This window comes from Pseudomonas sp. zfem001 (genome assembly GCF_032621725.1).
Taxonomy (GTDB): Bacteria; Pseudomonadota; Gammaproteobacteria; order Pseudomonadales; family Pseudomonadaceae; genus Aquipseudomonas; species Aquipseudomonas sediminis.
Window position 1 is genome coordinate 67703 of record NZ_JAVYJI010000003.1, and the last position, 25575, is coordinate 93277.

Consider the following 25575-nt stretch of genomic DNA (forward strand, 5'->3'; position numbering starts at 1 on the left):
ACCCTACAGCCGAACCAGCTACATCCAGCCCAGCTCGGCCATCGACAGCGGATCGCCATCGCCAACGATGAAGTGGTCGAGCACGCGCACTTCGACCAGCGCCAGAGCATCCTTGAGCCGCTGAGTCAGCACGCGGTCGGCCTGACTGGGTTCCGACACGCCCGATGGGTGGTTATGGGTGAGGATGACGGCGGCGGCATTGTTGGCCAGCGCCCGCTTGACCACCTGCCTGGGATAAACGCTGGCACTGTCGATACTGCCGCGAAACAGCACCTCGAACGCCAACACCCGATGCTTGGCATCGAGGAACAAGCAGCCGAATACTTCGTGCGGTTCGTGACGCAGCTGCGCCTTGAGGTAATCGCGCACGGCTTGCGGGCTTTCCAGCGCTGAATCACGACGCAGGCGTTCGGCCAGATGGCGCCGCGACATCTCTAGCACTGCCTGTAGCTGTGCGTACTTGGCCGGCCCCAGACCAAGGTGTTGGCTGAAACCAGCCAGATCGGCTTCGAGTAGCGCTCTCAGGCTGCCGAACTCGCTCAGCAGGTAGCGCGCCAAGTCCACCGCACTCTTGCCGGTCACTCCGGTACGCAGAAAGATCGCCAACAGTTCGGCGTCGGTCAGCGACGCCGCGCCCTGCTCCAGCAATTTCTCCCGCGGGCGCTCTGCCGCGGGCCAGTCACGAATGCTCATGTACACCTCCCTGTACGGCACCTCTAAAAACTACCTGCGTTGCCATCACTGCGTTAAAAACAAGCTCAAAATGCTCATTTACAGCACGTAAACTCCGCTTTTTCGCTTGTTTTTGCCTTGTGCTGGCTGCCTCGCCTACGTTTTTCAGAGGTGCCTCATCTAGCCAGGCGCCCGCTGTTCCGCTGCGGGCGCTGTGCTATCGTAGCCCATCTTTTTACACGGGGCCGGCCTGGGGAGGCGTTGGTCACGTGGCGCACATCCACCGGTTTATAAAAGGCAAGCCTATGCAGCGGCTGTATCGCAAACGCATCATCGTCGGCGTCGGGGGCGGTATTGCTGCCTACAAGAGCGCCGAACTGGTTCGCCGACTCAAGGATCAAGGTGCCGAAGTCCGTGTGGTGATGACCCAGGGCGGGCGCGAGTTCATCACCCCGCTGACCCTGCAGGCCCTGTCCGGCCACCCTGTGCACCTCGACCTGCTCGACCCCGCCGCCGAAGCCGCGATGGGCCATATCGAGCTGGCGCGCTGGGCCGATCTGATCCTCATCGCGCCAGCCACCGCCGACCTCATCGCGCGCCTGGCCCAGGGCGTGGCCAACGACCTGCTGACCACGCTGGTGCTGGCTACCGATGCGCCGATTGCCCTGGCTCCGGCGATGAACCAGGCCATGTGGCGCGACGCAGCCACCCAGGCCAACCTCGAACTGCTGCAAAATCGCGGCATGCGCCTGTTCGGCCCGGCCTCCGGCAGCCAGGCCTGCGGTGATGTTGGCCTCGGCCGTATGCTCGAACCCACCGATCTCGCCCAATTGGCCGCCGACTGCTTCCAGCGCCAGGCACTGGACGGCCTGCACATATTGATCACCGCCGGCCCGACCCAGGAAAACATCGACCCGGTGCGCTACATCACCAACCACAGCTCCGGCAAGATGGGCTTCGCCCTGGCCGAGGCCGCCGCCGAAGCCGGTGCCCGCGTGACCCTGGTCAGCGGCCCGGTGCACCTGCCAACGCCGGATCGGGTCAGCCGCATCGACGTGGTCAGCGCCCGCGACATGCTCGCGGCCTGCGAAGCCGCCATGCCCTGCGACGTGCTGATCGCCGCCGCCGCGGTGGCCGACTACCGCCCGGAAGTGGTCGCGCAGCACAAATTGAAGAAAGACCCCACCAGCGGCGAAGGGATGCTCCTGCAAATGGTGCGCAACCCGGATATTCTCGCCACCATCGCAGGCCGCGAGGATCGCCCGTTCAGCGTGGGTTTCGCCGCCGAGACCGAGAACCTGCTGGAATACGCCTCGCGCAAGCTGCGCGACAAGAATCTCGATCTGATCGTCGCCAATGATGTGGCCAACCCCAGCATCGGCTTCAATAGTGAAGAGAACGCCATCACCGTGATCGACCGTGGGCTGCAGCCAACCAGCTTCGCCCAGACCAGCAAGGGCAAGATCGCCCGCCAGTTGATCACCCTTATCGCCGAACGACTGAACAAGAACTGACCATGCACGCTCTGCAAGCCAAGATCCTCGATCCTCGCCTCGGCCAGGAATTCCCGCTGCCGCAATACGCCACGCCAGGCTCCGCCGGCCTCGACCTGCGCGCCATGCTCAAGGAAGAGATCGTCCTCGAGCCAGGCCAGACCGTGCTGATTCCCACCGGCCTGTCGATCTACATCGGCGATCCAGGCCTGGCGGCGATGATCCTGCCGCGTTCGGGCCTGGGCCACAAACACGGCATCGTGCTCGGCAACCTGGTCGGCCTGATCGACTCGGACTATCAGGGCGAGCTGATGGTGTCGTGCTGGAACCGCGGCCAGACGCCGTTCACCATCGCCATCGGCGAGCGCATCGCGCAGTTGGTGCTGGTACCGGTGGTGCAGGCGCATTTCGAGCTGGTCGAGCAGTTCGACGAGACCCAACGTGGTGCTGGCGGCTTCGGCCACTCCGGTAGCCACTGATTCACACCCCACAGGACGACCCGCCGAGGAGCACCCACGTGAAACTCTTCAAGCGTACTGCCAAGGAAGCCGACACGGCTGCCAGCCTGGTGCCGAGCAAGCCCAAGGGCAAAACGGCGAACCCCTCGCTGGGCGTACTGCTACCCGGCCTGCTGGCTGCCCTGATCGGCGGGGCCGCAGGCGCCGCGTTGTTGTGGTTTGCCGACAACAGCAGCAGCCAGGCACGCCAGACAGAGCTGGTGCAGGCCATCGGCACCAGCCAGGCCGCTGCCGTGCAGCAGGCGCTCAAGCAATTGCATGCCGACAGCCTCGCCGCGGCTCGCAACCCTGAGCTGTTGCAAGCACTGCAGAGCGGCGACAACCTGCGGGTCAGCGAAGCCGAACGGCGCCTGGGCTACTGGGACGACGTGATCGATGCCCACCTTAATCGCCGCGGCGAAGCGGTACAGAACACCTCCCGTGCCGCGCCGATGAACTTCGCCGGTCTGGATATGCTGCGCCGCACTGAAAGCGGACAGCAAGCCGCCATCGAAGCCTATCGTGTGGGTGAGCGCTGGCTGGCCTATAGCGCCGTGGCGCTACGCCTGAGTGAGAGCCAGCCGGCCCAGGGTACGCTGCTGCTGGCCTTCGACCTGCAGCGCGTACTCGCAGCTGTGCCGGCGCTACCTGCCGAGTATGGCCAGGTGCAACTGGTGCAGCAGTTCGCCAACACGCCGGCACAGGTGCTCCTACAGCGCGGCCAGGCAGGCGACGCTGCCGCTGCGCAGACCTTCTCTACCGGTAACCCTTACTGGAAGATCAGCTTCACCCCCGGCCCCAGCCTGACTCAAGGCAGTATTGCTCCGGCAATGCTCGGCCTCGCGTTCCTGCTTGCAGTGGGCGGAGCCCTGATCGGCATGATCCTGGTTCAGGGCGCGCTGCAGCGGCGCGTCAATCTCGACGCCCAGCAGCTTGGGCAAATGATCAAAGAACTCTCTGCGGGTAAGAACGTCAAAGCCTTCAGCCTCAGAATTCCGGCGCTCGATGCGCTGGCTCAAAGCCTGGCGCGATTGCCGCGCCGCAGTAGCCCTGAAGGCAGCAGCACCCCCACTAAAGGAACAGCCGCGGCCCCCGCCGCTCAGCCGGCAGCCAAGCCAGCCGAGTTGGTCGACCCGCTGTTTCAGGACACCGATATCCTCGATATCGACATTCTCGATGAAGACCAGGATCTCCTGGGACTGGAGCAGAGCCCCGCAATGAGCACGAGCCAAAGCGCCCCGAAACTTCCCGCCGACATTTTCCGCGCCTACGACATCCGTGGCGTGGTGGGCGACACCCTGACAGCCGAATACGCCTACTGGATCGGCCGCGCCATCGGCTCGCAGAGCCTGGCTCAGGGCGAGCCCAAGGTCATCGTCGGCCGTGACGGCCGCCTCTCCGGCCCCGAACTGCTGCAGCAACTGGTACAAGGTCTGCTCGACTGCGGCTGCGAAGTCACCGATATCGGCATGGTGCCGACCCCGGTGGTGTACTTCGCCGCCAACGTTCTGGAAGGCCGTTCGGCCGTGATGCTCACCGGCAGCCACAACCCACCGGACTACAACGGTTTCAAGATCATCATCGCTGGCGACACCCTGGCCAACGAGCAGATCCTCGCTCTGAAGACCCGCCTGGACAACAACGACCTGGCCACAGGCGTCGGCAGCGTGCAGCAGGTCGACGTGCTGCCGCGCTACTTCAAGACCATCCGTGACGACATCGCCCTGGCCAAGCCGCTCAAGGTGGTGGTGGACTGCGGCAACGGCGCCGCTGGCGTGATCGCCCCGCAACTGATCGAAGCCCTGGGCTGCAGCATGATTCCGCTGTTCTGCGAAGTAGACGGCACCTTCCCCAACCACCACCCGGACCCGGGCAAGCCGGAGAACCTGGTCGACCTGATCGCCCGCGTCAAATCCGAAAACGCCGACCTGGGCCTGGCCTTCGACGGCGACGGCGACCGTGTCGGCGTGGTGACCAACACCGGCAATATTGTCTACCCCGACCGCCTGCTGATGCTGTTCGCCAAGGACGTGGTCTCGCGTAACCCTGGCGCCGACATCATCTTCGACGTCAAATGCACCCGTCGCCTGACCCCGCTGATCAGCGGCTACGGTGGTCGCCCGGTGATGTGGAAGACCGGCCACTCGCTGATCAAGAAGAAAATGAAGGAAACCGGCGCCCTGCTGGCCGGCGAGATGAGCGGTCACATCTTCTTCAAGGAGCGCTGGTACGGTTTCGACGATGGCATCTACAGCGCTGCCCGTCTGCTGGAAATTCTCAGCCTGGAAAAACGCAACGCCGAGCAGGTGTTCAGTGCCTTCCCCAGCGATATTTCCACGCCGGAAATCAACATCAAGGTAACCGAGCAGACCAAGTTCGGCATGATCGAGCGCCTGCAGCGTGAAGGCCAATGGGGCGAAGCGAACATCACCAGCATCGACGGTGTCCGTGTCGACTATCCCAAGGGCTGGGGCCTGATCCGCGCCTCCAACACCACACCAGTGCTGGTGCTGCGCTTCGAGGCCGACACCCAGGAAGAGCTGGAGCGCATCCAGGACGTGTTCCGCGCGCAACTGCTCAAGGTCGCCCCCGACCTGCAACTGCCCTTTTGACCGATTTGTTTCAGGAGCCCCTGCATGACCCTCGAGCGTGACGCCGCTGCCCAAGTTGCCAAGGTACTGTCCGAAGCCCTGCCCTATATCCGCCGCTTCGTCGGCAAGACCCTGGTGATCAAGTACGGCGGCAACGCCATGGAAAGCGAGGAGCTCAAGCAGGGCTTCGCCCGCGACATCGTGCTGATGAAGGCTGTCGGCATCAACCCGGTGGTGGTGCATGGTGGTGGGCCGCAGATCGGTGATCTGCTCAAACGCCTGTCCATCGAGAGTCACTTCATCGACGGCATGCGCGTGACCGACACCGCCACCATGGATGTGGTGGAAATGGTGCTGGGCGGGCAGGTCAACAAGAGCATCGTCAACCTGATCAACCAGCATGGCGGCAGCGCCATCGGCCTGACCGGTAAAGATGCCGGCCTGATCCGCGCCAAGAAGCTCACGGTCAGCCGGCAGACGCCTGAAATGACCCAACCGGAAATCATCGATATCGGTCATGTCGGCGAGGTCACCGGGGTTAACACCGACCTGCTGAACATGTTGGTCAAGGGCGATTTCATCCCGGTCATCGCCCCCATCGGCGTCGGCCCGAGCGGTGAGTCCTACAACATCAACGCCGACCTGGTAGCCGGCAAGGTGGCCGAAGCGCTGAAAGCCGAGAAGCTGATGCTGCTGACCAATATCGCCGGCCTGATGGACAAACAGGGCCAGGTACTCACCGGCCTGACCACCGAGCAGGTCAACGAGCTTATCGCCGACGGCACCATATATGGCGGCATGCTGCCCAAGATCAAATGCGCTCTGGAAGCTGTGCAAGGTGGCGTGACCAGCTCGCACATCATCGATGGCCGCGTGCCGAATGCCGTTCTGCTGGAAATCTTCACCGATATCGGCAACGGCACCATGATCAGCAACCGCAAGCGCCCTTAAAAAACGGCCGTTACGCGGCCTTCTGATGACCCTCTCCCTCCGGGAGAGGGTCATACGACTACCCCAGAGCCTCCAAAAGCCCTAAGGTTTTTTCTGCGGTTCGCCAAACAACTCGGCCAAGCGCGCGCGATCAGCGCTGAAACCAGCCTCGGCTTGAGTGCGGATTTCCTTGTAGCGGGCGATATCGCGCTGCAGACGCTGCTGCTCTTCCTTGAGGTTATTGATCTGCGCTAGCAAGTGCTCCGGGACCTGGCGCCCGGCACGCTCGTGGTCGGCGGCCTGGCTCTGCAGGTTGGCTTGCTGGGTACGCACAGACTGCAGGTTGCCGCGAGCGACGCTGGTGACGCTGTCGAGCTCGGCCAGCTTGCGTTCGCGAGCACGGTCGACATCATCGAGATTGGCGTACAGCCGCAGCAGCTGGGCATCACTGCTGGCGCGAGCCTTGTCCGCCTGCATACGGGCGAACTCTTCAGGCGTTGGGGCCGGCGCGATCACTCGCACGACACGGCCCTGGTCATTAAGTACCTCATAACCCTTGCCGATGAACTCGGGCGGCACACCCTGGCGACTGAGCACCGTCACGCCCTTGTCATCAACGTAGCGATACAGCTCGGCAGCCACTCCAGACAGCGGCAGTAGCAAGCTACAGAGCAGCGTACAGCGGGTCAGGAACGGTGCAGGCATCAGGACTACCTTGTGCTAGGGCTAGATTCCGTACTCGGCGCGATAGGTTTCGACAGCCGGCAGATATTGCTTCAGTTCAGCATCCCCTGCCAGATATTCCAGTACCTGTTCGAGTGACACGATGCTCACTACGGGCATGCCGAAATCGCGTTCGACTTCCTGGATGGCGGACAGCTCGCCCTGACCCCGCTCCTGGCGGTTCAGCGCGATCAAGGTGCCGGCAGCCTGTGCGCCTTGGCCCTGGATGATCTGCATCACTTCGCGGATCGCGGTACCGGCGGTGATCACGTCATCGACGATCAGCACACGGCCCTTGAGTGGCGCACCGACCAGGGTACCGCCTTCGCCATGATCCTTGGCTTCCTTGCGATTGAAGCACCAGGGCAGATCGCGCTGATGATGTTCGGCCAGTGCCACGGCAGTGGTCGCTGCCAACGGAATGCCCTTGTAGGCCGGGCCGAACAACACATCGAAGTCGATACCGCTGTCGACGATGGCTGCCGCGTAGAAACGTCCCAGCTGCGCCAACGCCAGACCGCTGTCGAACAGGCCGGCGTTGAAGAAATAGGGGCTGGTGCGCCCGGACTTGAGGGTGAACTGGCCAAAACGCAGAACCCCGCGCTCGATGGCAAAACGAATGAAATCGCGCTGGTACGCTTGCATGAAAAGTCCCGGACGGCACGGATTTGGCTAGGAATTTAGCTAATGCTGGTGAGCTCGGGTATCATACACGCACGTGTTTTTGGGGGCCATTTATGCGGATCATCAGTGTGAACGTGAATGGTATTCAGGCTGCGGCCGAGCGAGGTCTGCTCAGCTGGCTGCAAGCCCAGAATGCCGACGTGATCTGCCTGCAAGACACCCGTGCCTCCGCCTTTGAAATGGACGACCAAGCCTTCCAGTTGGATGGTTATTTCCTCTATGCATGCGACGGTGAAGTGCCCAGCCAAGGTGGCGTGGCGCTCTACTCGCGATTGCAACCCAAGGCGGTGATCAGCGGCCTCGGCTTCGAGATGGCCGATCGCTACGGGCGCTACCTGCAGGCCGATTTCGACAAGGTAAGTATCGCCACCCTGCTGCTGCCAAGCGGGCGGGACGGTGACGAGAGCTTGAATCAGAAATTCAAGTTCATGGATGACTTCACCCATTATCTGGACAAGCAACGGCGCAAGCGTCGCGAGTACATATACTGCGGCTCGCTGCATGTAGCGCACCAGAAGATGGATGTGAAGAACTGGCGCGACTGCCAGCAATCACCAGGCTTCCTGGCGCCCGAACGCGCCTGGATGGATGAGGTGGTTGGCAACATGGGTTATGTCGATGCCCTGCGCGAAGTCAGCCGTGAAGGCGACCAGTTCAGCTGGTGGCCGGATAACGAGCAGGCCGAGATGCTCAACCTGGGCTATCGCTTCGACTACCAGCTGCTCACGCCGGGCATGCGCCGCAGCGTGCGTAGCGCCCGCTTGCCGCGCCAGCCGCGCTTCTCTCAGCATGCGCCGCTGATCGTCGATTACGACTGGATTCTCAGCATCTGAACGACGGATACGAAAAAGCCGGCTTATCGCCGGCTTTTTCTTGTCACTCGCGATCCTGCTTCAGACCATTCTCAGCCTGCTCCAGCAGGTCGCGTATAAGCATGTCATCGGCATAGCGTCGGCTCAGATCGAGCAGATGAACATGCGCCTGCTCATATTCATGCAGAGCCAGGTAGTTACGCACCAAGGCGATCTCGGTAATACGCCCCGGCTCGATCTCGAAAGCCGCACGATTATAGGCAAGCGCCCTGGGATAATCGGCATACTGCTCACCGTTGTCGCCCAGATAAAGCAGACCCAGTACGTTATTGGCCGCCAGACCACGTGGTTCCATGGCCTGCGCCTGCTCCAGTTTGGCAGCGGCTTCAGGTACGCGCCCCTGCATGAGGTCGGCGTCGGCCATGTTCACCAGGTAATCGTAGGAACCCTGCGGGTAGTAGGCAGCAGCCTTGGCCGCGTACTCGCCTGAACGCGGAAATTCATTCAGCTCGTAATAGCCCAGCGAGATGAAGCGAAGCGCATGAGCCTTCTCCGCATCCGTTGCGATCGGGCTATCGACTACCTTTTCGAACTTGGCAATCGCCTGCCGCGACTGCCCCGCGTCGTGCAATTGCGCAGCTTCGATCCTCAAAGCCTGCAGTTTCGTCTGCTCGGCCAGCGTCCGAGCAGCATCACCGCAGCCGACTAGCACTGTCAGAAACAGAGCCGGCATCAACATTCGCACGTTCATCAAACTATCCTTCCCTGACATGGCGGAGGTCACCCCCGGCCGTCCAACTCCATTGAATTACTTGATCAGCCGCCAGCTGAACGGGTAGCGATAGTTCTGCCCTTCATTGGCCTTGATACCGGCGATGATGGTCAGCACCAACGCGGCCAGACCCAGCAGCATCAGCAGCGGGAAGCCGATCACCACCACCATCAGGATGAAGCAGACCACAGCGGCCAGCGCCACGCTGATCTGGAAGTTCAGCGCTTCCTTGCCCTGCGCATCGACGAAGGGGTCGAAATCCTTCTTGATCTGCCAGACGATCAGCGGGCCGAGCAGATTACCGAAAGGGAACACCAGGCCGAGAAACGCGGCGAAGTGACAGAACATGGCCCACTGACGCGCTTCCTGACTGGGCGTCGGCAGCGGGTTTTGCATATCGTCATTCATCCTGGTGCTCCTTGCTCGTTACGGGTTTCAGTCGACCAGAGCGGCCTTCTGCAGTTCAAAGATCTCGTTCATGCCCTTCTGTGCCAGTGCCAGCATGGCATTGAATTCGTCAGGCTGGAACGGCGCGCCTTCGGCAGTGCCCTGCACTTCGATGAAGCCGCCGGCATTGGTCATTACCACGTTGAGATCGGTTTCGGCGGCTGAGTCCTCCAGGTAGTCCAGATCCAGCACCGGCTCGCCCTGATAGATGCCAACCGACACTGCTGCGATCATCTGCTTGAGCGGCTCGCCCTTCAGCGCGCCACGCTTCTTCAGCACTTTCAGGGCATCGAGCAGCGCCACCATGGAGCCGGTGATGGAGGCAGTACGAGTGCCACCGTCAGCCTGGATCACGTCGCAGTCGACATACAGGGTGTTCTCGCCCAGCTTGGTCATGTCCAGTGCTGCGCGCAGCGAACGGCCGATCAGGCGCTGGATTTCCAGGGTACGTCCGCCCTGCTTGCCGCGGCTGGCCTCACGCTGGTTACGCTCACCAGTGGCACGCGGCAGCATGCCGTACTCGGCGGTCAGCCAGCCCTGGCCCTGGCCCTTGAGGAAACGCGGCACGCCGGATTCGACACTGACGGTGCAGATCACCTTGGTATCGCCGAACTCCACGAGCACAGAGCCCTCGGCGTGCTTGGTGTAGTTGCGGGTGATGCGAATCGAGCGCAACTGATCGGCGGCGCGGCCACTGGGACGTTTCATCGAGCGATACCTACTTCATTAAGTGAAAACAGTGCGCATTATAGAGGTCGGGCGACTGCGGCGACATGCCGAATTGGGTAGGGTCGATTCACTGCGCTACAATCTTGCGTTTTTCGAGCCGACTTCCACGAGGTATCCCATGGTTCATAGCATGACGGCCTTTGCCCGCAACGAGCAGGCAACCGCCCACGGCACCCTGAGCTGGGAGTTGCGCTCGGTCAATCATCGCTATCTCGAGCCGCACCTGCGCTTGCCGGAAGCCTTCCGCGACCTCGAAGGCGCGGTGCGCGAAGCGCTGCGCCAGGGTCTGTCGCGCGGCAAGGTGGAATGCACCCTGCGCTTCGCGGAAGAAAGTGCCGGCAAGCAACTGCAGGTCGACAGCGTACGCGCTCGCCAGCTGATCACTGCCGCTGAGCAGGTCGCTGCGCTGATCCAGCAACCGGCTCCGCTCAACCCGCTGGAAGTGCTGGCCTGGCCCGGCGTGCTGGTGGCCGACTCGGCAGACCCGCAAGCCCTCAACGCCGCAGCTCTGCAGCTGTTCAACCAGGCGCTGGGCGAACTCAAGGCCGGCCGCGCCCGCGAAGGTGCCGAGCTGGCCAAGCTGCTCAACGAGCGCCTCGACAGCATCCTCGACGAGGTCGCCGCTCTGCGCGAACTGGTGCCGCAGATGCTAGCCGGCCAGCGCCAGAAGATCGAAACCCGCTTCGCTGAAATGCAGGCCGAACTCGATCCGCAACGTCTGGAGCAGGAGCTGGTACTACTGGCGCAGAAAAGTGACGTGGCCGAAGAGCTGGATCGCCTCAGCACTCACGTCAGCGAAGTGCGCCGCGTGCTCAAGGCGGGCGGCGCTGCCGGGCGGCGCCTGGACTTCCTGATGCAGGAGCTCAACCGCGAGGCCAACACCCTCGGTTCCAAGGCGTTCGATCCGCGCAGCACGCAGGCTGCGGTCAATTTGAAAGTCCTGATCGAGCAGATGCGCGAGCAGGTTCAGAATATCGAGTAACGCCAGCCAGACGGCTGCTATCTTTCGTTCATCGTTTTCCCAGGATCGTATTCATGGCCACCACCACCGGCACCCTCTACATCGTTTCCGCACCCTCCGGCGCCGGCAAGACCAGCCTGGTCAAGGCCCTGATCGACAGCGGGGCGCAGATTCGCGTCTCGGTCTCGCACACCACCCGTGCCATGCGTCCCGGCGAGCAGGACGGGGTCAACTACCACTTCGTTGACCACGCGCAGTTCAATTCCATGATCGAACGCAGCGAGTTCCTCGAGCACGCACAGGTGTTCGACAACTTCTACGGCACCTCGCAGACCTGGGTCGAGCAGACCCTGGCCGAAGGCTTCGATCTGATCCTGGAGATCGACTGGCAAGGGGCGCAGCAGGTACGCAAGCTGATGCCGCAGGCCAAGTCCATCTTCATCCTGCCGCCGACCCAGGAAGCGCTGCGCCACCGCCTGACCAACCGCGGCCAGGACAGCGGCGAGATCATCGAGCGGCGCATGCGCGAAGCAGTCAGCGAAATGAGCCACTACGTCGAGTACGACTATCTGGTGATCAACGACGACTTCAACCACGCCCTGAGCGACCTGAAAGCCATCTTCCGCAGCAACCAGTTGTCGCAAACTCAGCAACAGCAGCGCCATGCCGGCCTGCTCAGCGAACTGCTGGCGTAAAACAGCGCTTCCATTGTCGCTGGTGATTTTTTAGACTATCCAGTCCGCTCGCCCGCTCGGGCCAAGCTTATCCGCACACGTTACGAGGAACACCATGGCTCGCGTTACCGTCGAAGATTGCCTGGACAACGTTGATAACCGCTTCGAACTGGTCATGCTCGCGACCAAGCGTTCGCGCCAGCTGGCCACCGGCGGCAAAGAGCCGAAAGTGGCTTGGGAAAACGACAAGCCAACCGTAGTTGCCCTGCGCGAAATCGCTGCCGGCCTGGTGGACTATGAAGTCGTCGCCCAGGAAGACATCGTCGAAGAAGAACCGCTGTTCGCTGCCTTCGAGGAAGAGGCCAACGAGCCTCTGTAAGTCGATGATGCCGGGTCGAAGTCGCGCGGCGCAGAGCCACAGCTGCCAACGGGAGAGTCTCCCATGGCTGGCATAGACGCTCTCGCCGACCGACTTTCGGCCTACCTCGGCCATGACCAGGTCAACTTGGTTCGCCGAGCCTACTTCTACGCCGAACAGGCGCACGATGGCCAACGCCGCCGCAGTGGCGAAGCCTACGTGACCCATCCGCTGGCCGTGGCCAGCATCCTCGCCGAAATGCACATGGATCATCAGAGCCTGATGGCCGCCATGCTGCACGACGTCATCGAAGACACCGGCATCGCCAAGGAAGCGCTCAACGCGCAGTTCGGCGAAACCGTGGCCGAACTGGTCGACGGGGTCAGCAAACTGACCCAGATGAACTTCGAGACCAAGGCCGAGGCGCAGGCCGAGAACTTCCAGAAGATGGCCATGGCCATGGCCCGCGACATCCGCGTGATTCTGGTCAAGCTCGCCGACCGCCTGCACAACATGCGCACCCTCGATGCCATGCCGCACGAGAAGAGCCGGCGCATCGCCAAGGAAACCCTGGAGATCTACGCCCCCATCGCCAACCGCCTGGGCATGCACAACATGCGCGTGGAGTTCGAGGACCTGGGCTTCAAGGCCATGCACCCGATGCGCTCCGAGCGTATTCGCGCCGCTGTGCGCCGCGCTCGGGGCAACCGCAAGGAAATCGTCGCCAAGATCGAGGAATCGATCCAGATGTGCCTGCAACGCGAAGGCATGGAGGGCGAAGTGATCGGCCGCGAGAAGCACCTCTACAGCATCTACCAGAAGATGCGCGGCAAACGTAAGGCGTTCAACGAGATCATGGACGTCTACGCCTTCCGCATCATCGTCGACAAGGTCGACACCTGCTACCGCGTGCTCGGCGCCGTGCACAACTTGTATAAACCCTTGCCCGGACGCTTCAAGGATTACATCGCGATTCCCAAGGCCAACGGCTACCAGTCGCTGCACACCACGCTATTCGGCATGCACGGCGTGCCCATCGAGATCCAGATCCGCACCCGCGAGATGGAGGAGATGGCCAACAACGGCATCGCCGCGCACTGGCTGTACAAGTCCAACGAGGACGAAGTACCAAAGGGCAACCACGCCCGCGCGCGGCAATGGGTCAAGGGTGTACTCGAACTCCAGCAGAGAGCGGGTAATTCCCTGGAATTTATCGAGAGCGTGAAGATCGACCTGTTTCCGGACGAGGTCTACGTGTTCTCGCCCAAGGGCCGCATCATGGAGCTGCCCAAAGGTTCCACCGCGGTCGACTTCGCCTATGCAGTGCACACCGACGTCGGCAACACCTGCATCGCCTGTCGCATCAATCGTCGCCTGGCGCCGCTATCGCAAGCGCTGGAAAGCGGCTCGACGGTGGAAATCGTCACTGCACCGGGCGCTCGCCCGAATCCGGCCTGGCTCAACTTCGTGGTCACCGGCAAGGCGCGCACGCACATCCGTCACGCCCTCAAGCAGCAGCGCCGCTCCGAATCCATCAACCTCGGCGAACGCCTGCTGAACAAGGTGCTGGCCAGCTTCGACACGCACCTGGAGAAGATTTCCCCCGAGCGCATTCAGACAGTGCTGGGCGAATACCGCCAGGAGGTCATCGAGGACCTGCTCGAAGACATCGGCCTGGGCAACCGCATGGCCTATGTCGTCGCCCGCCGTCTGCTGGCCGAGAGCGGCGACGAGACCCTGCCGAGCAGCGAAGGCCCGCTGGCGATTCGCGGCACCGAAGGCCTGGTGATGAGCTACGCCAAGTGCTGCACGCCGATTCCCGGAGACCCCATCGTCGGCTACCTTTCTGCCGGCAAGGGCATGGTGGTGCACATGGAGAGCTGCCGGAACATCGTCGACATCCGCCACAATCCGGAAAAATGCATCCAGCTCAACTGGGCCAAGGATGTCACCGGCGAATTCAACGTCGAGCTGCGCGTCGAGCTGGAGCACCAGCGCGGCCTGATCGCGTTGCTGGCCGGCAGCGTCAACGCGGCCGATGGCAACATCGAGAAGATCAGCATGGACGAACGCGATGGCCGGATCAGCGTCGTGCAACTAGTGGTCAGCGTACATGACCGCGTGCACCTGGCCCGTGTGATCAAGAAACTGCGCGCGCTCAAGGGCGTGATGCGTATCACCCGAGTACGCGCCTGACACAATTCCCCTGTTTCCAGTCTGTAGGCTGGGCGCTCGACCCAGCCAGTTCTCACAAGGAGCGATTCATGAGCAAGACCGTCATCACCAGCGACAAGGCCCCAGCCGCCATCGGCACTTACTCCCAGGCCATCAAGGCCGGCAACACCGTTTACATGTCCGGCCAGATCCCATTGGACCCGGTGAGCATGGAGCTGGTCGAAGGCTTCGAAGCACAGACCGTGCAGGTGTTCGAGAACCTCAAGGCCGTTGCCGAAGCCGCCGGTGGTTCGTTCAAGGACATCGTCAAGCTGAACATCTTCCTCACCGACCTCTCGCACTTCGCCAAGGTCAACGAGATCATGGGCCGCTATTTCGAACAACCCTACCCGGCTCGTGCCGCCATCGGCGTTGCCGCTCTGCCGCGTGGTTCGCTGGTGGAAATGGACGCTATTCTGGTTCTGGAATAAGCGCCGCAGCGGGGCCTGAGGCCCCGCTCTTCCCTCCTCTCCCAGCATGGAGATCGCCATGCGTCTGCTTCCCCTGCTGCTCTGCGCGGCCCTGCTGGCCGGCTGTGCCGGTAAGCCCAACAACGACCCGAGCGGAACCTGGATCAACCAGGCAGCCATCGATGCCGCCCGCGAAAGCGGTCGCCTGCGCGAAGCCCTGCTCGCCTATGGTCCCAACCTCGAATGGCACATCGCCCCCGACCGTCAGCAAGCCAGCTACAGCAATGGCTTCGAGCTGGCCGAGGGCAAATTGCAGAGCGCCGGCGAGGGCCGTTGGCAAGTCACCTTCTACGGCGACTACAAGGAACAACTGGCGGTACAGAATGGCGAGCTGGTACAGATCGCCAGCGGTTACTGGCCCGAGCAGCACTTTACCCGCGTCGACAACCCCAGCGAATCCAAGGCCCTGGGCAGCAGCTTTGAACAGGCGTTGTACCGCGACTACCTGGGCGGCGAGTGGCTGATCGAAGAAGGTTTGGGTCAGGGCGGCCTGGTGCGCTTCAACAGCGACGGCCAGGTGCAGGGCCTGCCCGGCGCCGAACGCTTCGCCCTGTGTCTGGCGGGCGACTGCGCGGCCATGAGCGGCGAACATGACAGCCTCTGGCTGCAGGCTGGCGACCAGGGTAGCCCCTGGCTATTCGTGCATGAAGGCAATCAGCTGCGCATCTTCGAAGCACAGAACCGTGCCCAGTTCGACGAAATGCCCGAGTACCAGCCCGGCCCGCAGCGCTGGTTGCTCAAGCGCCGCTGATCAGTGCAGGCCTGACTTTTCATTGGTCCCGCAGAATCGCCGCATAGCCCTCACGGTAACTGGGATACTGCGGCGTCCAACCCAGCGCGCGAGCGCGGGCATTGCTGCAACGCTTGCTGCCGGCGCGGCGCACGCGCTGCTCGTCACTCCAATGGCTCACGCCCAGTTGCTCACGCAGCCAAGCGACTACTTCGTGTAGTGGCGCCGGCTCGTCATCGACGCCCAGGTAGCAATCGGCCAAGGGCACGCCAGCGGCGTCGGCCTGTAGCAGCGTTGCGAGCAGCCCCGCTGCATCATCGACATGAATGCGGTTGCCGTACAGCGGCGGCGTCTCGCTAACGCGATAGCCACCGCGCACCTGGCTCAGCAACCACTCACGGCCGGGACCATAAAGACCGGTCAAGCGTACCGTGGTCGCCGGCAGGCCACTGTCCAGCGCAACGCGCTCGGCCTCACGCATGATCACCGCAGAGAAACTCTGGGCCTCGGCCGGAGAATCTTCGTCGATCCATTCGCCCTCCTGCTGCCCATACACCCCGCTGCTGGAGGCGAACAGGATGCGCCGTGGTCGCTGGCCATGCTGCGCCAGCCAGCCCAGCACACGGCGCAGGCCATCGACATAAGCGGCGCGATAGCCCGCTTCGTCGTGCTGGATGGCCGCCGCGCAATACACCAGGTAATCCAACGGCCCCTGCGGCCAATCCGGTGGACAGACATCGGCATGCAGGTCGCCCACCAGCGGCTCGATGGCTGCTGGCAGCGCGGCAACGTTGCGGCGCATGCCCAGCACGCACCAGCCTTGTTCGGCCATACGCAGACCAAGGCGGGTACCGACATCCCCGCACCCGGCAATCAGCAGGCTGTTGCTTCCCGACATGCTTTTCTCCATGACATCTAGGCGACGGCGCAGTGTAACAGGCCGTTTGCAGCCGTCAGCGCAGCGCATGGGGCTGGTGATAGGAGGATGCAGACGCCAAAGGCGAGATAGTTTTGCAACAGTCTATTAGCCCGGTTGGTTCATCTGTTTGCAAAGGCTATGCTTGTCGGCAATTTAATGGATAAACACTATGACCCTCACCGAACTGCGGTACATCGTCACCCTCGCCCAGGAACAGCATTTCGGCCGCGCCGCCGAGCGCTGCCATGTCAGCCAACCGACCCTGTCGGTGGGCGTGAAAAAGCTGGAGGACGAGCTTGGCGTGCTGATCTTCGAGCGCAGCAAGAGCGCCGTGCGGCTGACCCCGGTCGGTGAAGGCATCGTCACCCAGGCACAGAAGGTGCTGGAGCAGGCGCAGGGTATTCGCGAGCTGGCCCAGGCCGGCAAGAACCAGCTGACCGCACCGCTGAAAATCGGCGCCATCTACACCGTCGGCCCTTATCTGTTCCCGCATCTGATTCCGCAGCTGCACCGGGTCGCCCCGGACATGCCGCTGTACATCGAGGAAAACTTCACCCATATCCTGCGCGACAAGCTGCGCACCGGTGAACTCGACGCCATCATCATCGCCCTGCCGTTCCACGAGGCCGATGTATTGACCAAGCCTTTGTACGACGAGCCGTTCTACGCCCTGCTGCCGACCGGCCACCCATGGGCGGCGATGGAGACCATCGACACCAAGCTGCTCAACGACAAGAGTCTGCTGCTGCTCGGCGAAGGCCACTGCTTCCGCGACCAGGTACTGGAGGCCTGCCCGACCCTGCGCAAAGGCGGTGATGACCACGGCAAGCACACCACCGTGGAGTCCAGCTCGCTGGAGACCATCCGCCACATGGTCGCCTCCGGCCTTGGCGTATCGATCCTGCCGTTCTCGGCAGTCGACAGCCACCACTATGCACCCGGCGTGATCGAAGTCCGTCCTCTCAGCGCGCCGGTGCCGTTCCGTACCGTGGCCATCGCCTGGCGCGCCAGCTTCCCGCGACCCAACGCCATTGAAGTGCTGGCCGACTCCATCCGCCTCTGCTCGGTCGCCCGCAGTCCGCAGACCAAGGCAGTCTGAGGCCAACAGTGGGCGAGCTGGCAGCGGTTTCCGTCACCGCGCTCAAAGGCGTAGGCGCCGCCCTGGCCGAGAAACTGGCCAAGGTCGGCCTGGAAAACCTGCAGGATGTGCTGTTCCACCTGCCGCTGCGCTACCAGGATCGCACCCGCATCACCCCCATCGGCGCACTGCGCCCGGGGCAGGATGCGGTGGTCGAGGGCATCGTTGCCGGCGCCGATGTGGTCATGGGCCGGCGGCGCAGCCTGCTGGTACGCCTGCAGGACGGCAGCGGCACGCTGAGCCTGCGCTTCTTTCACTTCAGCCAGGCGCAGAAGGACGGCCTCAAGCGCGGCACCGCCCTGCGCTGCTACGGTGAAGTGCGCCCCGGCGCCACCGGCCTGGAAATCTACCACCCGGAGTACCGCGCACAGAGCGGCGACGAACCGGCCCCGGTGGAGCAGAGCCTGACGCCCATCTACCCGACCACCGAAGGTTTGACCCAACAGCGCCTGCGCCAGCTCAGCCAGCAGGCACTCGCGCGTCTCGGCCCGCGCAGCCTGCCAGACTGGCTGCCCGAGGAATTGGCCCGCGACTATCGCCTGGCGCCGCTGGACGAGGCCATCCGCTACCTGCACCGGCCGCCGCCGGACGCCGATGTCGAAGAGCTCGCCGAGGGCCGTCACTGGGCGCAACACCGCCTTGCCTTCGAAGAGTTGCTGACTCACCAGTTGTCCCTGCAGCGCCTGCGTGAACAGGTACGCGCGCAACAGGCACCGGCGTTGCCGCCGGCAACGAAGCTGCCGCAACAGTACCTCGCCAACCTCGGCTTCGCCCCCACCGGCGCGCAGCAGCGCGTTGGCGCCGAGATCGCCTACGACCTCGCGCAGAGCGAACCGATGCTGCGCCTGGTGCAGGGTGATGTCGGCGCCGGCAAGACGGTGGTCGCGGCACTGGCTGCGCTGCAGGCACTGGAGGCCGGCTATCAGGTGGCTCTGATGGCGCCGACCGAAATCCTCGCCGAGCAGCACTTTCTCAACTTCAGCAAATGGCTGGCACCGCTTGGCCTGGAAGTCGCCTGGCTGGCCGGCAAGCTCAAGGGTAAAGCCCGCGCCGCCGCTCTGGAGCAGATTGCCGGCGGCTGTCCGATGGTGGTCGGCACCCATGCCCTGTTCCAGGACGAAGTGAAGTTCAAGCGCCTGGCCCTGGTGATCATCGACGAGCAGCACCGCTTCGGTGTGCAGCAACGCCTGGCCCTACGCCAGAAAGGCATCGACGGACGCCTCAGCCCGCACCAGTTGATCATGACTGCCACGCCCATCCCTCGCACCCTGGCGATGAGCGCCTATGCCGACCTCGACACTTCGATCCTCGACGAACTGCCGCCAGGGCGTACACCGGTCAACACTCTGGTGATCGCCGACAGCCGTCGCATCGAGGTGGTCGAGCGCGTACGCAATGCCTGCCAGCAGGGGCGCCAGGCGTACTGGGTATGCACCCTGATCGAAGAATCCGAAGAACTTACCTGCCAGGCCGCCGAAACCAGCTTCGAGGAGCTTTCCGCGGCACTGGGCGAGCTGCGCGTCGGGCTGATCCACGGGCGCATGAAACCGGCCGAGAAGGCCGCGGTGATGGATGAGTTCAAGCAGGGCAAGCTGCAGTTGCTGGTGGCCACCACAGTGATCGAGGTCGGCGTCGATGTGCCCAACGCCAGCCTGATGATCATCGAGAACCCCGAACGCCTCGGCCTGGCCCAGTTGCACCAGCTACGCGGCCGAGTCGGTCGGGGTAGCGCCGCCAGTCATTGCGTGTTGCTCTACCATGCGCCGTTGTCGCAGCTTGGCCGCGAGCGCCTGGCGATAATGCGCGAGACCACCGACGGTTTCATCATCGCCGAGAAGGACCTCGAGCTGCGCGGCCCTGGTGAAATGCTCGGCACCCGGCAGACCGGTCTGCTGCAGTTCAAGGTCGCCGACCTGATGCGCGATGCCGACCTGCTACCCGCCGTACGCGATGCCGCGCAGGCACTTTTGGAACATTGGCCACAACATGTGGCTCCATTGTTGGAGCGCTGGTTGCGTCACGGCCAGCAATACGGTCAAGTGTGAACCTGTTCACAGGACAACCGTCGCCACGAACCTTTGCGCAAATCCTCGCTGGTTATACTCCGGGGCACATGCGCCAACGCTGGATATCGATATGACTGAAGCCGCCCTCGCCGCCAACGCCACTGCACAAGCACCCGCCGTGATTGTGCAACTGCTGGAGAAACTCGCCGTACCCTACCAGGTATGCGCGGAGCGACCGGGTCAGCCAAGCGAGGCACGCCTGCAGGCCGTGCTGGTGGACGATGCCATCGGTGCCCTGCTGGTGCTCTACCCGCGCAGCCACATGCTCGATCTGTCGCGCCTGGCCGAACTGACTGGGCGCCAGCTCACCGCGGTCAAACCGGAGCGCCTGGAGCGCATGCTCGGCAAGCACAATCTGGCCGCCCTGCCCGGCTTGCCGCCGCTGACCAGCTCGCCCTGCCTGTACGAAGAACGCCTGCTGCAGGTGCCCAGCCTGCTGATCGAGTCCGGCCAGCCTGGCGTATTGCTGGAAATCCCCACCGAAGCCTTCAAGGCGCTGCTGAGCAAGGCCAGCGCCGCGCGTTTCGGTGAGCCGGTCAGTGCGATCAGACCGAACCTCGATCGCCCGCATGATGACCGCGCGGAAATCACCCAAGCCGTGCAGGCCTTTACCGCACGCCGCATCCAACAGCGCCTGGAAGAAACCATCGAGATTCCGCCGCTGCCGGAAACCGCACAGAAGATCATCAAGCTGCGCGTCGACCCCAACGCCACCGTGGATGACATCACCGGCGTGGTCGAGACCGATCCCGCGCTGGCAGCCCAGGTAGTCAGCTGGGCGGCCTCGCCCTACTACGCCGCGCCCGGCAAGATTCGCTCGGTGGAAGACGCCATCGTCCGCGTGCTGGGCTTCGACCTGGTGATCAACCTGGCTCTCGGCCTGGCATTGGGCAAAACCCTGAGCCTGCCCAAGGATCAGCCGCAGCACGCCACACCCTACTGGCAGCAAGCGATCTATACCGCTGCAGTGATCGAAGGCCTGACCCGCGCCATGCCGCGCGCGCAGCGCCCTGAAGCCGGCCTGACCTACCTGGCCGGCTTGCTGCACAACTTCGGTTATCTGGTGCTCGCGCACGTCTTCCCACCGCACTTCTCGCTGATCTGCCGCCACCTGGAGGTCAACCCGCACCTGTCTGCCGGGTACATCGAGCAGCACCTGCTGGGCATCACTCGCGAGCAGATCGGTGCCTGGCTGATGCGCCATTGGGATATGCCGGAAGAGCTATCCAGCGCCCTGCGCTTTCAGCACGACCCATCTTATGCCGGCGACAGCGCGGCCTTCCCCAACCTGGTGTGCCTGGCCGTCAGCCTGCTGCGCAACCGGGGTATCGGTGCCGGGCCGCAGAGCGAGATTCCTGATGAGCTGTTCGAGGCCCTGGGGCTGAGCCGGGAAAAAGCCGAGGACGCAGTGAGCAAGGTGCTCAGCGCCGAGGTCGCCTTGCGTGAGCTGGCAGCGCAGTATCAGCAGCCGCAATGAGCGGCTGCTAATTCTCTAACCCTCGAGGATGGGCTGCTCGCTCGCGCCGAGCGGCCAACGCAGCCTTACAACTTGCCCGCCGTCTTGCGCAGCTTCTCCCGACGCTCGGCGAACAGCTGCGGCACCACTTCCAGGCTGATGGCGAGCAGTTGGCTGACACTGGAATGCTCGTAGAGCGCCGCATACTCGGCGAGTTGATCGCTGGGCATCTGCCGGTAGGCATAGAACATGAAGGTTTCCACCGCCTGCTCGCTGGACTGGCGGATGGCATCCGCCTGCTTTTGCGTCTGCGCCTGCAGTTCGGCCTCGCTGAGATTCTCGCCCCGCGCCTTTAGTGCCAACAATGCCTGGGTCTTGCCGACCTCATAACGCAGCAGGCTGGCCAGTTCGGTTGTACGCGCAGCCGCATCGAGACGCTTGACCAGGTCAAGACGCGCACCTCGTGGCGGCTGTTCCTGCAGGCGCTGACGGTATTCAGCCAGGCCTTCGGGCTGGTCACCGACGGCACGCTCGGCAGCGGTGAAGCGCTGCGCCAGCGGGCTATCGAGGCGCTCGCGAGCCTGCTCACCCTGCACGGCATCGAAGCGGGCCCCGACGCGTTTGGCCAGGTCCAGACAAAAAACCTCACCATCGAACAACTGAGCGATGCGCTTCTGTTCGGCTTCATCCTGGCCACGCTGCACCAACGGCGCGCTCTGCTCGCAGAGCAGATGGATACCGGCGAGTTCGAACAGCGGTAACAGGGTTTTGGCAGACGCCGACTCGGCCCGTGCGGTGGTGGCGGCCAGCAACAGCAGAGGTAACAGGAAAAGACGCATGGTCAGGCTTTCCACAGGAACGTGCCTGGAAGCCTAACCAAAGCGTGGCGTCGCGGCCAGCTGCGACGCGCATCAGTGCTGATCAGGCGGCCTTTTTCGGCGCCTCGGTCTTCTTCTTCGGCACCAAGTACTTGGTCAGGCCCTGGAACCACATGACCAGCGCCGGGTTGCCCTGGATCTGGATGTCCTTGTTCTGGATGCCCTGCATGAAGGCCAGCTGCTTGTTCTTCGCGGTCATGGTTGCGAAGCCGTAGGCGCCATCCTTGAAACCGATGGCGAACGCGGGGTCCTTGCCGGTACCGCGCTTGCTGGTGACACGTTGCCCAGCCACGATAAAGTGGCGTGCGACCTTGCCGTCCAGGGTGTGCAGTTGGAAGACCATATCGCGACCTTCGAGCTGCTGGCGGAACGCCGGATTTTCACGACTGGCCTTGGCCATCAGGCGGCCCAGCATCCACAGAAGAAAACGGAATTTCATGCACAGGCTCTCGTGATCGAAGATGATGGCCGCGCATTGTAGTGGTTTTCTTGCAGGACTACAGCCCATCTAAAGCATGGCTGTATCTGCCAATTTCGCAGCGTGGCTGCGCAAGGGAACCCGGAGCCGAGCGGCTCCGGGTAACGGGCTCAGTTGACCGCGTCTTTCAGGGACTTGCCCGGTTTGAAGGCGACGGTGTTGCTGGCCTTGATCTTCACCGGTTGACCGGTCTGCGGGTTCTTACCAGTACGGGCGCCACGGTGGCGTTGGACGAAAGTACCGAAGCCAACCAGGGTCACACTGTCCTTGCGGTTCAGTGCGCCGGTGATTTCTTCCAGTACGGCGTTGAGTACACGATTGGCCTGATCCTTGGTCAGATCAGCCTTTTCGGCGATGGCGGCGGCGAGTTCCGGTTTACGCATAATTGCCTCTTTGACGGTTTTTTGTTGTTGTGTCCGTGCTGTCCTTCCAGAACAGCGCCCAAGGCGCCGCAACAGCTCTGCGCTGCGGCAGACCCTTGGGAGAATGGCATGCCGCATCGCACTGCGCCAGTGTCGCCCGCCACTTTAACCAGGCAATTTCGTGGCGTATCCGACAGAACGACAGGCAATCATGCCAGTAGCGCTGGTAATTCCTTGTTCAGTGCCAGTTTCTCCTGCACCGCGGCGCCGGTCAGCGCATAGCCAAGCAGCGCCCCAGAGGCCTCGCGGCAGAGCGCCTTGATGTCGCTGCCGGTGCCTTCGACCGTCCATTCGCCCTGGCTGCCACGCGGCGGTGGCGAGACCACCAACGGGCATGCCGGGGTCTTTACCGTCACCGGCATCGGTCCGTAGCTGACCGCCGTGGGCTCACCAGCCAGGGTCTTGGCCAGGGCCCGGGCACACGCCATCAGCGGCATGACGTAGAGCAGGTTGAGACCATCGACCTCGGCGCAGTCACCCAGGGCATAGATGTTGGCGTGCGAGGTGCGCAGCTGGCGGTCAACCATCACCCCACGATTGATGTCGAGACCGGCTGCCGCAGCGAGCGCGGTGCGCGGGCGCAGACCGACGGCCGAGACCACTGCATCGCACTGGATCAGGCTGCCGTCGGACAGCGAGGCTTGCAACGCATCCCCCTGGCGGTCGAGACTCGCCAGCACCGGGCCGAGATGGAAACGTACGCCCAGCCCCTCCAGACCGGCTTGTACGGCAGAGGCCACCGCCGAATGCAACAGACCGGGCATCACCTGCTCGCAGGGTGCCAGCAGCTCTACCTCATAGCCGCCGGCACTGAGGTCGTTGGCAAACTCGCAACCAATCAGCCCGGCGCCGAGGATCAATACCCGACGCTTGCCGGCCACGGCGCTGCGAAAGCGCGCGTAGTCTTCCAGGTCATTGATCGGGAACAGTGCATCCTGGGCATCACCCTCTACCGGGACGCGAATAGGCTCGGCGCCCCAGGCCAGTACCAGGTCGCGGTAAGGCACGGCTTCCTCACCGATCCACAAGCGTTTGTGGCCGGGGTCGATTCCGGTGATACGGGTATGGGTGCGAATTTCCGCGTTGAGCTGCTCAGCCATGGCGCCCGCCTCGGCCATGGCCAGGCCGTCGGCATCCTTGTTCTTGCCGAAACCGGTGGACAGCATCGGTTTGGAGTAGGAACGGCCATCGTCAGCGGTGATCAGCAGCAGAGGCGTTTGGGTGTCTAGCTTGCGCCACTCCTTGGCCAGGTTGTAGCCGGCCAGGCCGGTGCCGATGATGACGACGGGTGCACTCATGCGCTCTTTCCTCACGATGAAAACGACGCGACGACCCACCGGCCGCCGCTCCAGATAGCGGGATGACACCCTACTGGATCAGGTACGCGCTGGCCAGATGAGGTTAAGTCAGCCATTCGCAGGTTAGGGGAAAGATGCAATGCGGCAATCAGGGTGGACCGCCTGGCAGAGCAGGCGGTCCAGGAGGCGCTTAGAACGCCAGGCCTACACGCAGGCCGACTTGCTCCTGCTTGAGCTTGCTGCGCTCTGCAACAGCACTGTTGCTGTCGAGCTCATAGCGGGTCTGGGTGTAGTACAGGCTGGTGCTGATCGGCAGGCTATTGATGCCCTTGTTCCACAGCACGGTCAGCTCGCCGTAGGGATTGACCTTGTCCTTGAGGTCCACGGAGTCGCTGTCGCCATCGACCTTCAGGCGCGCTTCGGAGTTGATGGAATAGCGCGCACCCACTTCCAGGCGCAGGGTGTAGTCCGGCGTCAGGTAGTTGTAGCCGAGGCCAGCCTTGGCGAAGGGCGACTTGCTGGTCAGCTTGACGTTGCTGTCGAGCGGGCCGACGTTGTCCTGCTCGATACGGCCCCAGTCGTAGCCGCCACCGACGATCACGTCGACGTAGTTGTTGGTGCTCAGCGCGGCACGCAGACCGAGGTCGATGTCGGCGCGTGCGGACTTGTATTCCACATCGTCCTTGTCACGGTATTGGCCTTCGATCCCCGCCTGGTAGATGAAGCCCTCCTGCCCGGTCAGCTTGTTACCGAAGTGGTAGAACAGGCCGCCCTGGTTGAGGCGCTCCTTGTCGCTTTCATCGTCCACGGTGAGCTTGTACTGGTTGTGCGAAGCGATGACACCGAAGGTCGAGATTGGGTCGGTGACCGAGTCTGCATAGGCCTGCGAGGCGCCCGCCAGGCACAGGGCGAGTGTTGCTTTGGGGGTTATGCTGGACAGCTGCATGACGATTTCCTTGGCAATGAGTGGATAACGCCGCTCACCGGGAGGTGGGACGCAAGTACCTAGACTTGCGATGCAGGGAGTCATTCGGCAAACCTGACGAGCGGTCTCGAAACTGAACAAGCCCTGAACAGGCCTGGATCGGAGGGAGAAATGTTGACCGGATAGACAGTCCGTTTTGACCCTCTTCGCCGAGAGAGGCGCCTTCAGTTGGCGCCTT

26 protein-coding genes are annotated in these 25575 nt (G+C 63.0%); 14 read left to right on the forward strand and 12 right to left on the reverse strand.

The genetic code is table 11. The annotated features are described in order from the left end of the window. Positions 1-18 precede the first annotated feature (18 nt). Positions 19-693, reverse strand: a complete 675-nt coding sequence (gene radC, locus RTH74_RS12440; protein ID WP_256836069.1) for a RadC family protein — start codon at positions 691-693, stop codon at positions 19-21. A 284-nt stretch (positions 694-977) separates the two neighbouring features. Here radC and coaBC point away from each other — a divergent pair, with 284 nt between their 5' ends. The 4 genes from coaBC to argB all read left to right on the forward strand — a co-directional run bounded on the left by coaBC (position 978) and on the right by argB (position 6204). Further along, positions 978-2186, forward strand: coding sequence for a bifunctional phosphopantothenoylcysteine decarboxylase/phosphopantothenate--cysteine ligase CoaBC (gene coaBC, locus RTH74_RS12445; protein WP_316914877.1), 1209 nt, complete (start codon positions 978-980; stop codon positions 2184-2186). A 2-nt stretch (positions 2187-2188) separates the two neighbouring features. Then, positions 2189-2644, forward strand: coding sequence for a dUTP diphosphatase (dut, locus tag RTH74_RS12450; RefSeq protein ID WP_074682220.1), 456 nt, complete (start codon positions 2189-2191; stop codon positions 2642-2644). A gap of 1235 nt (positions 2645-3879) precedes the next feature. Continuing rightward, a complete protein-coding gene (algC, locus tag RTH74_RS12455; RefSeq protein ID WP_316915087.1) occupies positions 3880-5274 on the forward strand; it encodes a phosphomannomutase/phosphoglucomutase in 1395 nt (464 codons plus the stop codon). Positions 5275-5298: 24 nt separating this feature from the next. Continuing rightward, positions 5299-6204, forward strand: a complete 906-nt coding sequence (gene argB / locus RTH74_RS12460; RefSeq protein WP_099526710.1) for an acetylglutamate kinase — start codon at positions 5299-5301, stop codon at positions 6202-6204. An 81-nt stretch (positions 6205-6285) separates the two neighbouring features. Here argB and RTH74_RS12465 read toward each other — a convergent pair whose 3' ends face one another. Continuing rightward, the gene (locus RTH74_RS12465) at positions 6286-6888 is read right to left on the reverse strand and encodes a DUF4124 domain-containing protein (protein WP_106735139.1); all 603 of its coding nucleotides are present in this window, start codon (positions 6886-6888) and stop codon (positions 6286-6288) included. Between the two features lie 21 nt (positions 6889-6909). Continuing rightward, positions 6910-7551: an orotate phosphoribosyltransferase gene (pyrE, locus tag RTH74_RS12470; protein ID WP_099526712.1), complete on the reverse strand. Its 642-nt coding sequence runs from the start codon at positions 7549-7551 to the stop codon at positions 6910-6912. A 92-nt stretch (positions 7552-7643) separates the two neighbouring features. Between pyrE and RTH74_RS12475 the strand changes: the two genes are divergently transcribed. Then, positions 7644-8423, forward strand: a complete 780-nt coding sequence (locus RTH74_RS12475) for an exodeoxyribonuclease III (RefSeq protein ID WP_061238319.1) — start codon at positions 7644-7646, stop codon at positions 8421-8423. A gap of 43 nt (positions 8424-8466) precedes the next feature. Here the strand turns inward: RTH74_RS12475 and RTH74_RS12480 are convergent, their stop codons facing one another. Genes RTH74_RS12480 through rph form a run of 3 tightly spaced genes read right to left on the reverse strand, consistent with a single transcriptional unit; the run spans position 8467 to position 10329 of the window. Beyond that, the gene (locus RTH74_RS12480) at positions 8467-9186 is read right to left on the reverse strand and encodes a hypothetical protein (protein WP_316914878.1); all 720 of its coding nucleotides are present in this window, start codon (positions 9184-9186) and stop codon (positions 8467-8469) included. Positions 9187-9210: 24 nt separating this feature from the next. Then, entirely contained in the window at positions 9211-9582 is a 372-nt protein-coding gene (locus RTH74_RS12485; protein WP_041980405.1) for a DUF4870 domain-containing protein, read from the reverse strand. Between the two features lie 27 nt (positions 9583-9609). Further along, positions 9610-10329 (reverse strand): ribonuclease PH, encoded by a 720-nt coding sequence (gene rph, locus RTH74_RS12490; RefSeq protein ID WP_316914879.1) that lies wholly within the window; start codon positions 10327-10329, stop codon positions 9610-9612. A gap of 139 nt (positions 10330-10468) precedes the next feature. Between rph and RTH74_RS12495 the strand changes: the two genes are divergently transcribed. From RTH74_RS12495 to RTH74_RS12520, 6 genes are all read left to right on the forward strand, one after another. Then, complete coding sequence (locus RTH74_RS12495) at positions 10469-11332, forward strand: YicC/YloC family endoribonuclease (protein WP_316914880.1); 864 nt, start codon at positions 10469-10471, stop codon at positions 11330-11332. Between the two features lie 53 nt (positions 11333-11385). Beyond that, positions 11386-12006 (forward strand): guanylate kinase, encoded by a 621-nt coding sequence (gene gmk, locus RTH74_RS12500; protein ID WP_316914881.1) that lies wholly within the window; start codon positions 11386-11388, stop codon positions 12004-12006. 94 nt (positions 12007-12100) lie between these two features. Further along, positions 12101-12364 carry a DNA-directed RNA polymerase subunit omega gene (rpoZ, locus tag RTH74_RS12505; protein WP_003242550.1) on the forward strand — a complete coding sequence of 88 codons (264 nt, stop codon included), beginning with the start codon at positions 12101-12103 and terminating at the stop codon, positions 12362-12364. A gap of 63 nt (positions 12365-12427) precedes the next feature. Further along, positions 12428-14539: a bifunctional GTP diphosphokinase/guanosine-3',5'-bis pyrophosphate 3'-pyrophosphohydrolase gene (spoT, locus tag RTH74_RS12510; protein WP_099526717.1), complete on the forward strand. Its 2112-nt coding sequence runs from the start codon at positions 12428-12430 to the stop codon at positions 14537-14539. A gap of 68 nt (positions 14540-14607) precedes the next feature. Continuing rightward, entirely contained in the window at positions 14608-14988 is a 381-nt protein-coding gene (locus RTH74_RS12515) for a RidA family protein (protein WP_106735135.1), read from the forward strand. A gap of 58 nt (positions 14989-15046) precedes the next feature. Beyond that, entirely contained in the window at positions 15047-15778 is a 732-nt protein-coding gene (locus RTH74_RS12520; RefSeq protein WP_125881271.1) for a hypothetical protein, read from the forward strand. A 19-nt stretch (positions 15779-15797) separates the two neighbouring features. Here RTH74_RS12520 and RTH74_RS12525 read toward each other — a convergent pair whose 3' ends face one another. Further along, the gene (locus RTH74_RS12525; RefSeq protein ID WP_316914882.1) at positions 15798-16655 is read right to left on the reverse strand and encodes an NAD-dependent epimerase/dehydratase family protein; all 858 of its coding nucleotides are present in this window, start codon (positions 16653-16655) and stop codon (positions 15798-15800) included. Positions 16656-16845: 190 nt separating this feature from the next. On the opposite strand from RTH74_RS12525, the gene RTH74_RS12530 reads away from it, so the two are divergent. The 3 genes from RTH74_RS12530 to RTH74_RS12540 all read left to right on the forward strand — a co-directional run bounded on the left by RTH74_RS12530 (position 16846) and on the right by RTH74_RS12540 (position 21357). Then, entirely contained in the window at positions 16846-17775 is a 930-nt protein-coding gene (locus RTH74_RS12530; RefSeq protein ID WP_099526723.1) for a hydrogen peroxide-inducible genes activator, read from the forward strand. An 8-nt stretch (positions 17776-17783) separates the two neighbouring features. Then, a complete protein-coding gene (recG, locus tag RTH74_RS12535; protein ID WP_316914883.1) occupies positions 17784-19859 on the forward strand; it encodes an ATP-dependent DNA helicase RecG in 2076 nt (691 codons plus the stop codon). 91 nt (positions 19860-19950) lie between these two features. Next, positions 19951-21357 carry an aminoacyl-tRNA deacylase and HDOD domain-containing protein gene (locus RTH74_RS12540; RefSeq protein WP_099526725.1) on the forward strand — a complete coding sequence of 469 codons (1407 nt, stop codon included), beginning with the start codon at positions 19951-19953 and terminating at the stop codon, positions 21355-21357. Between the two features lie 65 nt (positions 21358-21422). Here RTH74_RS12540 and RTH74_RS12545 read toward each other — a convergent pair whose 3' ends face one another. The 5 genes from RTH74_RS12545 to RTH74_RS12565 form a co-directional block, all read right to left on the reverse strand. After that, complete coding sequence (locus tag RTH74_RS12545; RefSeq protein WP_179543599.1) at positions 21423-22175, reverse strand: hypothetical protein; 753 nt, start codon at positions 22173-22175, stop codon at positions 21423-21425. A gap of 82 nt (positions 22176-22257) precedes the next feature. Next, on the reverse strand, positions 22258-22653 hold the full coding sequence (locus RTH74_RS12550) for a helicase (RefSeq protein WP_316914884.1): 396 nt from the start codon (positions 22651-22653) through the stop codon (positions 22258-22260). Between the two features lie 149 nt (positions 22654-22802). Further along, positions 22803-23075, reverse strand: coding sequence for an HU family DNA-binding protein (locus tag RTH74_RS12555; protein ID WP_003242571.1), 273 nt, complete (start codon positions 23073-23075; stop codon positions 22803-22805). A 188-nt stretch (positions 23076-23263) separates the two neighbouring features. Beyond that, positions 23264-24412 carry an FAD-dependent oxidoreductase gene (locus RTH74_RS12560; protein WP_316914885.1) on the reverse strand — a complete coding sequence of 383 codons (1149 nt, stop codon included), beginning with the start codon at positions 24410-24412 and terminating at the stop codon, positions 23264-23266. A gap of 190 nt (positions 24413-24602) precedes the next feature. After that, positions 24603-25358: an outer membrane beta-barrel protein gene (locus RTH74_RS12565; protein ID WP_045735547.1), complete on the reverse strand. Its 756-nt coding sequence runs from the start codon at positions 25356-25358 to the stop codon at positions 24603-24605. Between the last annotated feature and the right edge of the window lie 217 nt (positions 25359-25575).

Excerpts from the sequence above, each read along its gene's own strand:
- RTH74_RS12545 (WP_179543599.1), bottom strand. The coding sequence starts at position 22,175 with ATGCGTCTTTTCCTGTTACCTCTGCTGTTGCTGGCCGCCACCACCGCA.
- RTH74_RS12475 (WP_061238319.1), top strand. The coding sequence starts at position 7,644 with ATGCGGATCATCAGTGTGAACGTGAATGGTATTCAGGCTGCGGCCGAG.
- RTH74_RS12525 (WP_316914882.1), bottom strand. The coding sequence starts at position 16,655 with ATGTCGGGAAGCAACAGCCTGCTGATTGCCGGGTGCGGGGATGTCGGT.
- RTH74_RS12550 (WP_316914884.1), bottom strand. The coding sequence starts at position 22,653 with ATGAAATTCCGTTTTCTTCTGTGGATGCTGGGCCGCCTGATGGCCAAG.
- dut (WP_074682220.1), top strand. The coding sequence starts at position 2,189 with ATGCACGCTCTGCAAGCCAAGATCCTCGATCCTCGCCTCGGCCAGGAA.
- RTH74_RS12465 (WP_106735139.1), bottom strand. The coding sequence starts at position 6,888 with ATGCCTGCACCGTTCCTGACCCGCTGTACGCTGCTCTGTAGCTTGCTA.
- algC (WP_316915087.1), top strand. The coding sequence starts at position 3,880 with ATGAGCACGAGCCAAAGCGCCCCGAAACTTCCCGCCGACATTTTCCGC.
- radC (WP_256836069.1), bottom strand. The coding sequence starts at position 693 with ATGAGCATTCGTGACTGGCCCGCGGCAGAGCGCCCGCGGGAGAAATTG.
- rpoZ (WP_003242550.1), top strand. The coding sequence starts at position 12,101 with ATGGCTCGCGTTACCGTCGAAGATTGCCTGGACAACGTTGATAACCGC.
- RTH74_RS12495 (WP_316914880.1), top strand. The coding sequence starts at position 10,469 with ATGGTTCATAGCATGACGGCCTTTGCCCGCAACGAGCAGGCAACCGCC.
- RTH74_RS12565 (WP_045735547.1), bottom strand. The coding sequence starts at position 25,358 with ATGCAGCTGTCCAGCATAACCCCCAAAGCAACACTCGCCCTGTGCCTG.
- rph (WP_316914879.1), bottom strand. The coding sequence starts at position 10,329 with ATGAAACGTCCCAGTGGCCGCGCCGCCGATCAGTTGCGCTCGATTCGC.
- RTH74_RS12530 (WP_099526723.1), top strand. The coding sequence starts at position 16,846 with ATGACCCTCACCGAACTGCGGTACATCGTCACCCTCGCCCAGGAACAG.
- pyrE (WP_099526712.1), bottom strand. The coding sequence starts at position 7,551 with ATGCAAGCGTACCAGCGCGATTTCATTCGTTTTGCCATCGAGCGCGGG.
- RTH74_RS12555 (WP_003242571.1), bottom strand. The coding sequence starts at position 23,075 with ATGCGTAAACCGGAACTCGCCGCCGCCATCGCCGAAAAGGCTGATCTG.
- spoT (WP_099526717.1), top strand. The coding sequence starts at position 12,428 with ATGGCTGGCATAGACGCTCTCGCCGACCGACTTTCGGCCTACCTCGGC.
- coaBC (WP_316914877.1), top strand. The coding sequence starts at position 978 with ATGCAGCGGCTGTATCGCAAACGCATCATCGTCGGCGTCGGGGGCGGT.
- RTH74_RS12485 (WP_041980405.1), bottom strand. The coding sequence starts at position 9,582 with ATGAATGACGATATGCAAAACCCGCTGCCGACGCCCAGTCAGGAAGCG.
- argB (WP_099526710.1), top strand. The coding sequence starts at position 5,299 with ATGACCCTCGAGCGTGACGCCGCTGCCCAAGTTGCCAAGGTACTGTCC.
- RTH74_RS12520 (WP_125881271.1), top strand. The coding sequence starts at position 15,047 with ATGCGTCTGCTTCCCCTGCTGCTCTGCGCGGCCCTGCTGGCCGGCTGT.
- gmk (WP_316914881.1), top strand. The coding sequence starts at position 11,386 with ATGGCCACCACCACCGGCACCCTCTACATCGTTTCCGCACCCTCCGGC.
- RTH74_RS12515 (WP_106735135.1), top strand. The coding sequence starts at position 14,608 with ATGAGCAAGACCGTCATCACCAGCGACAAGGCCCCAGCCGCCATCGGC.
- RTH74_RS12560 (WP_316914885.1), bottom strand. The coding sequence starts at position 24,412 with ATGAGTGCACCCGTCGTCATCATCGGCACCGGCCTGGCCGGCTACAAC.
- RTH74_RS12540 (WP_099526725.1), top strand. The coding sequence starts at position 19,951 with ATGACTGAAGCCGCCCTCGCCGCCAACGCCACTGCACAAGCACCCGCC.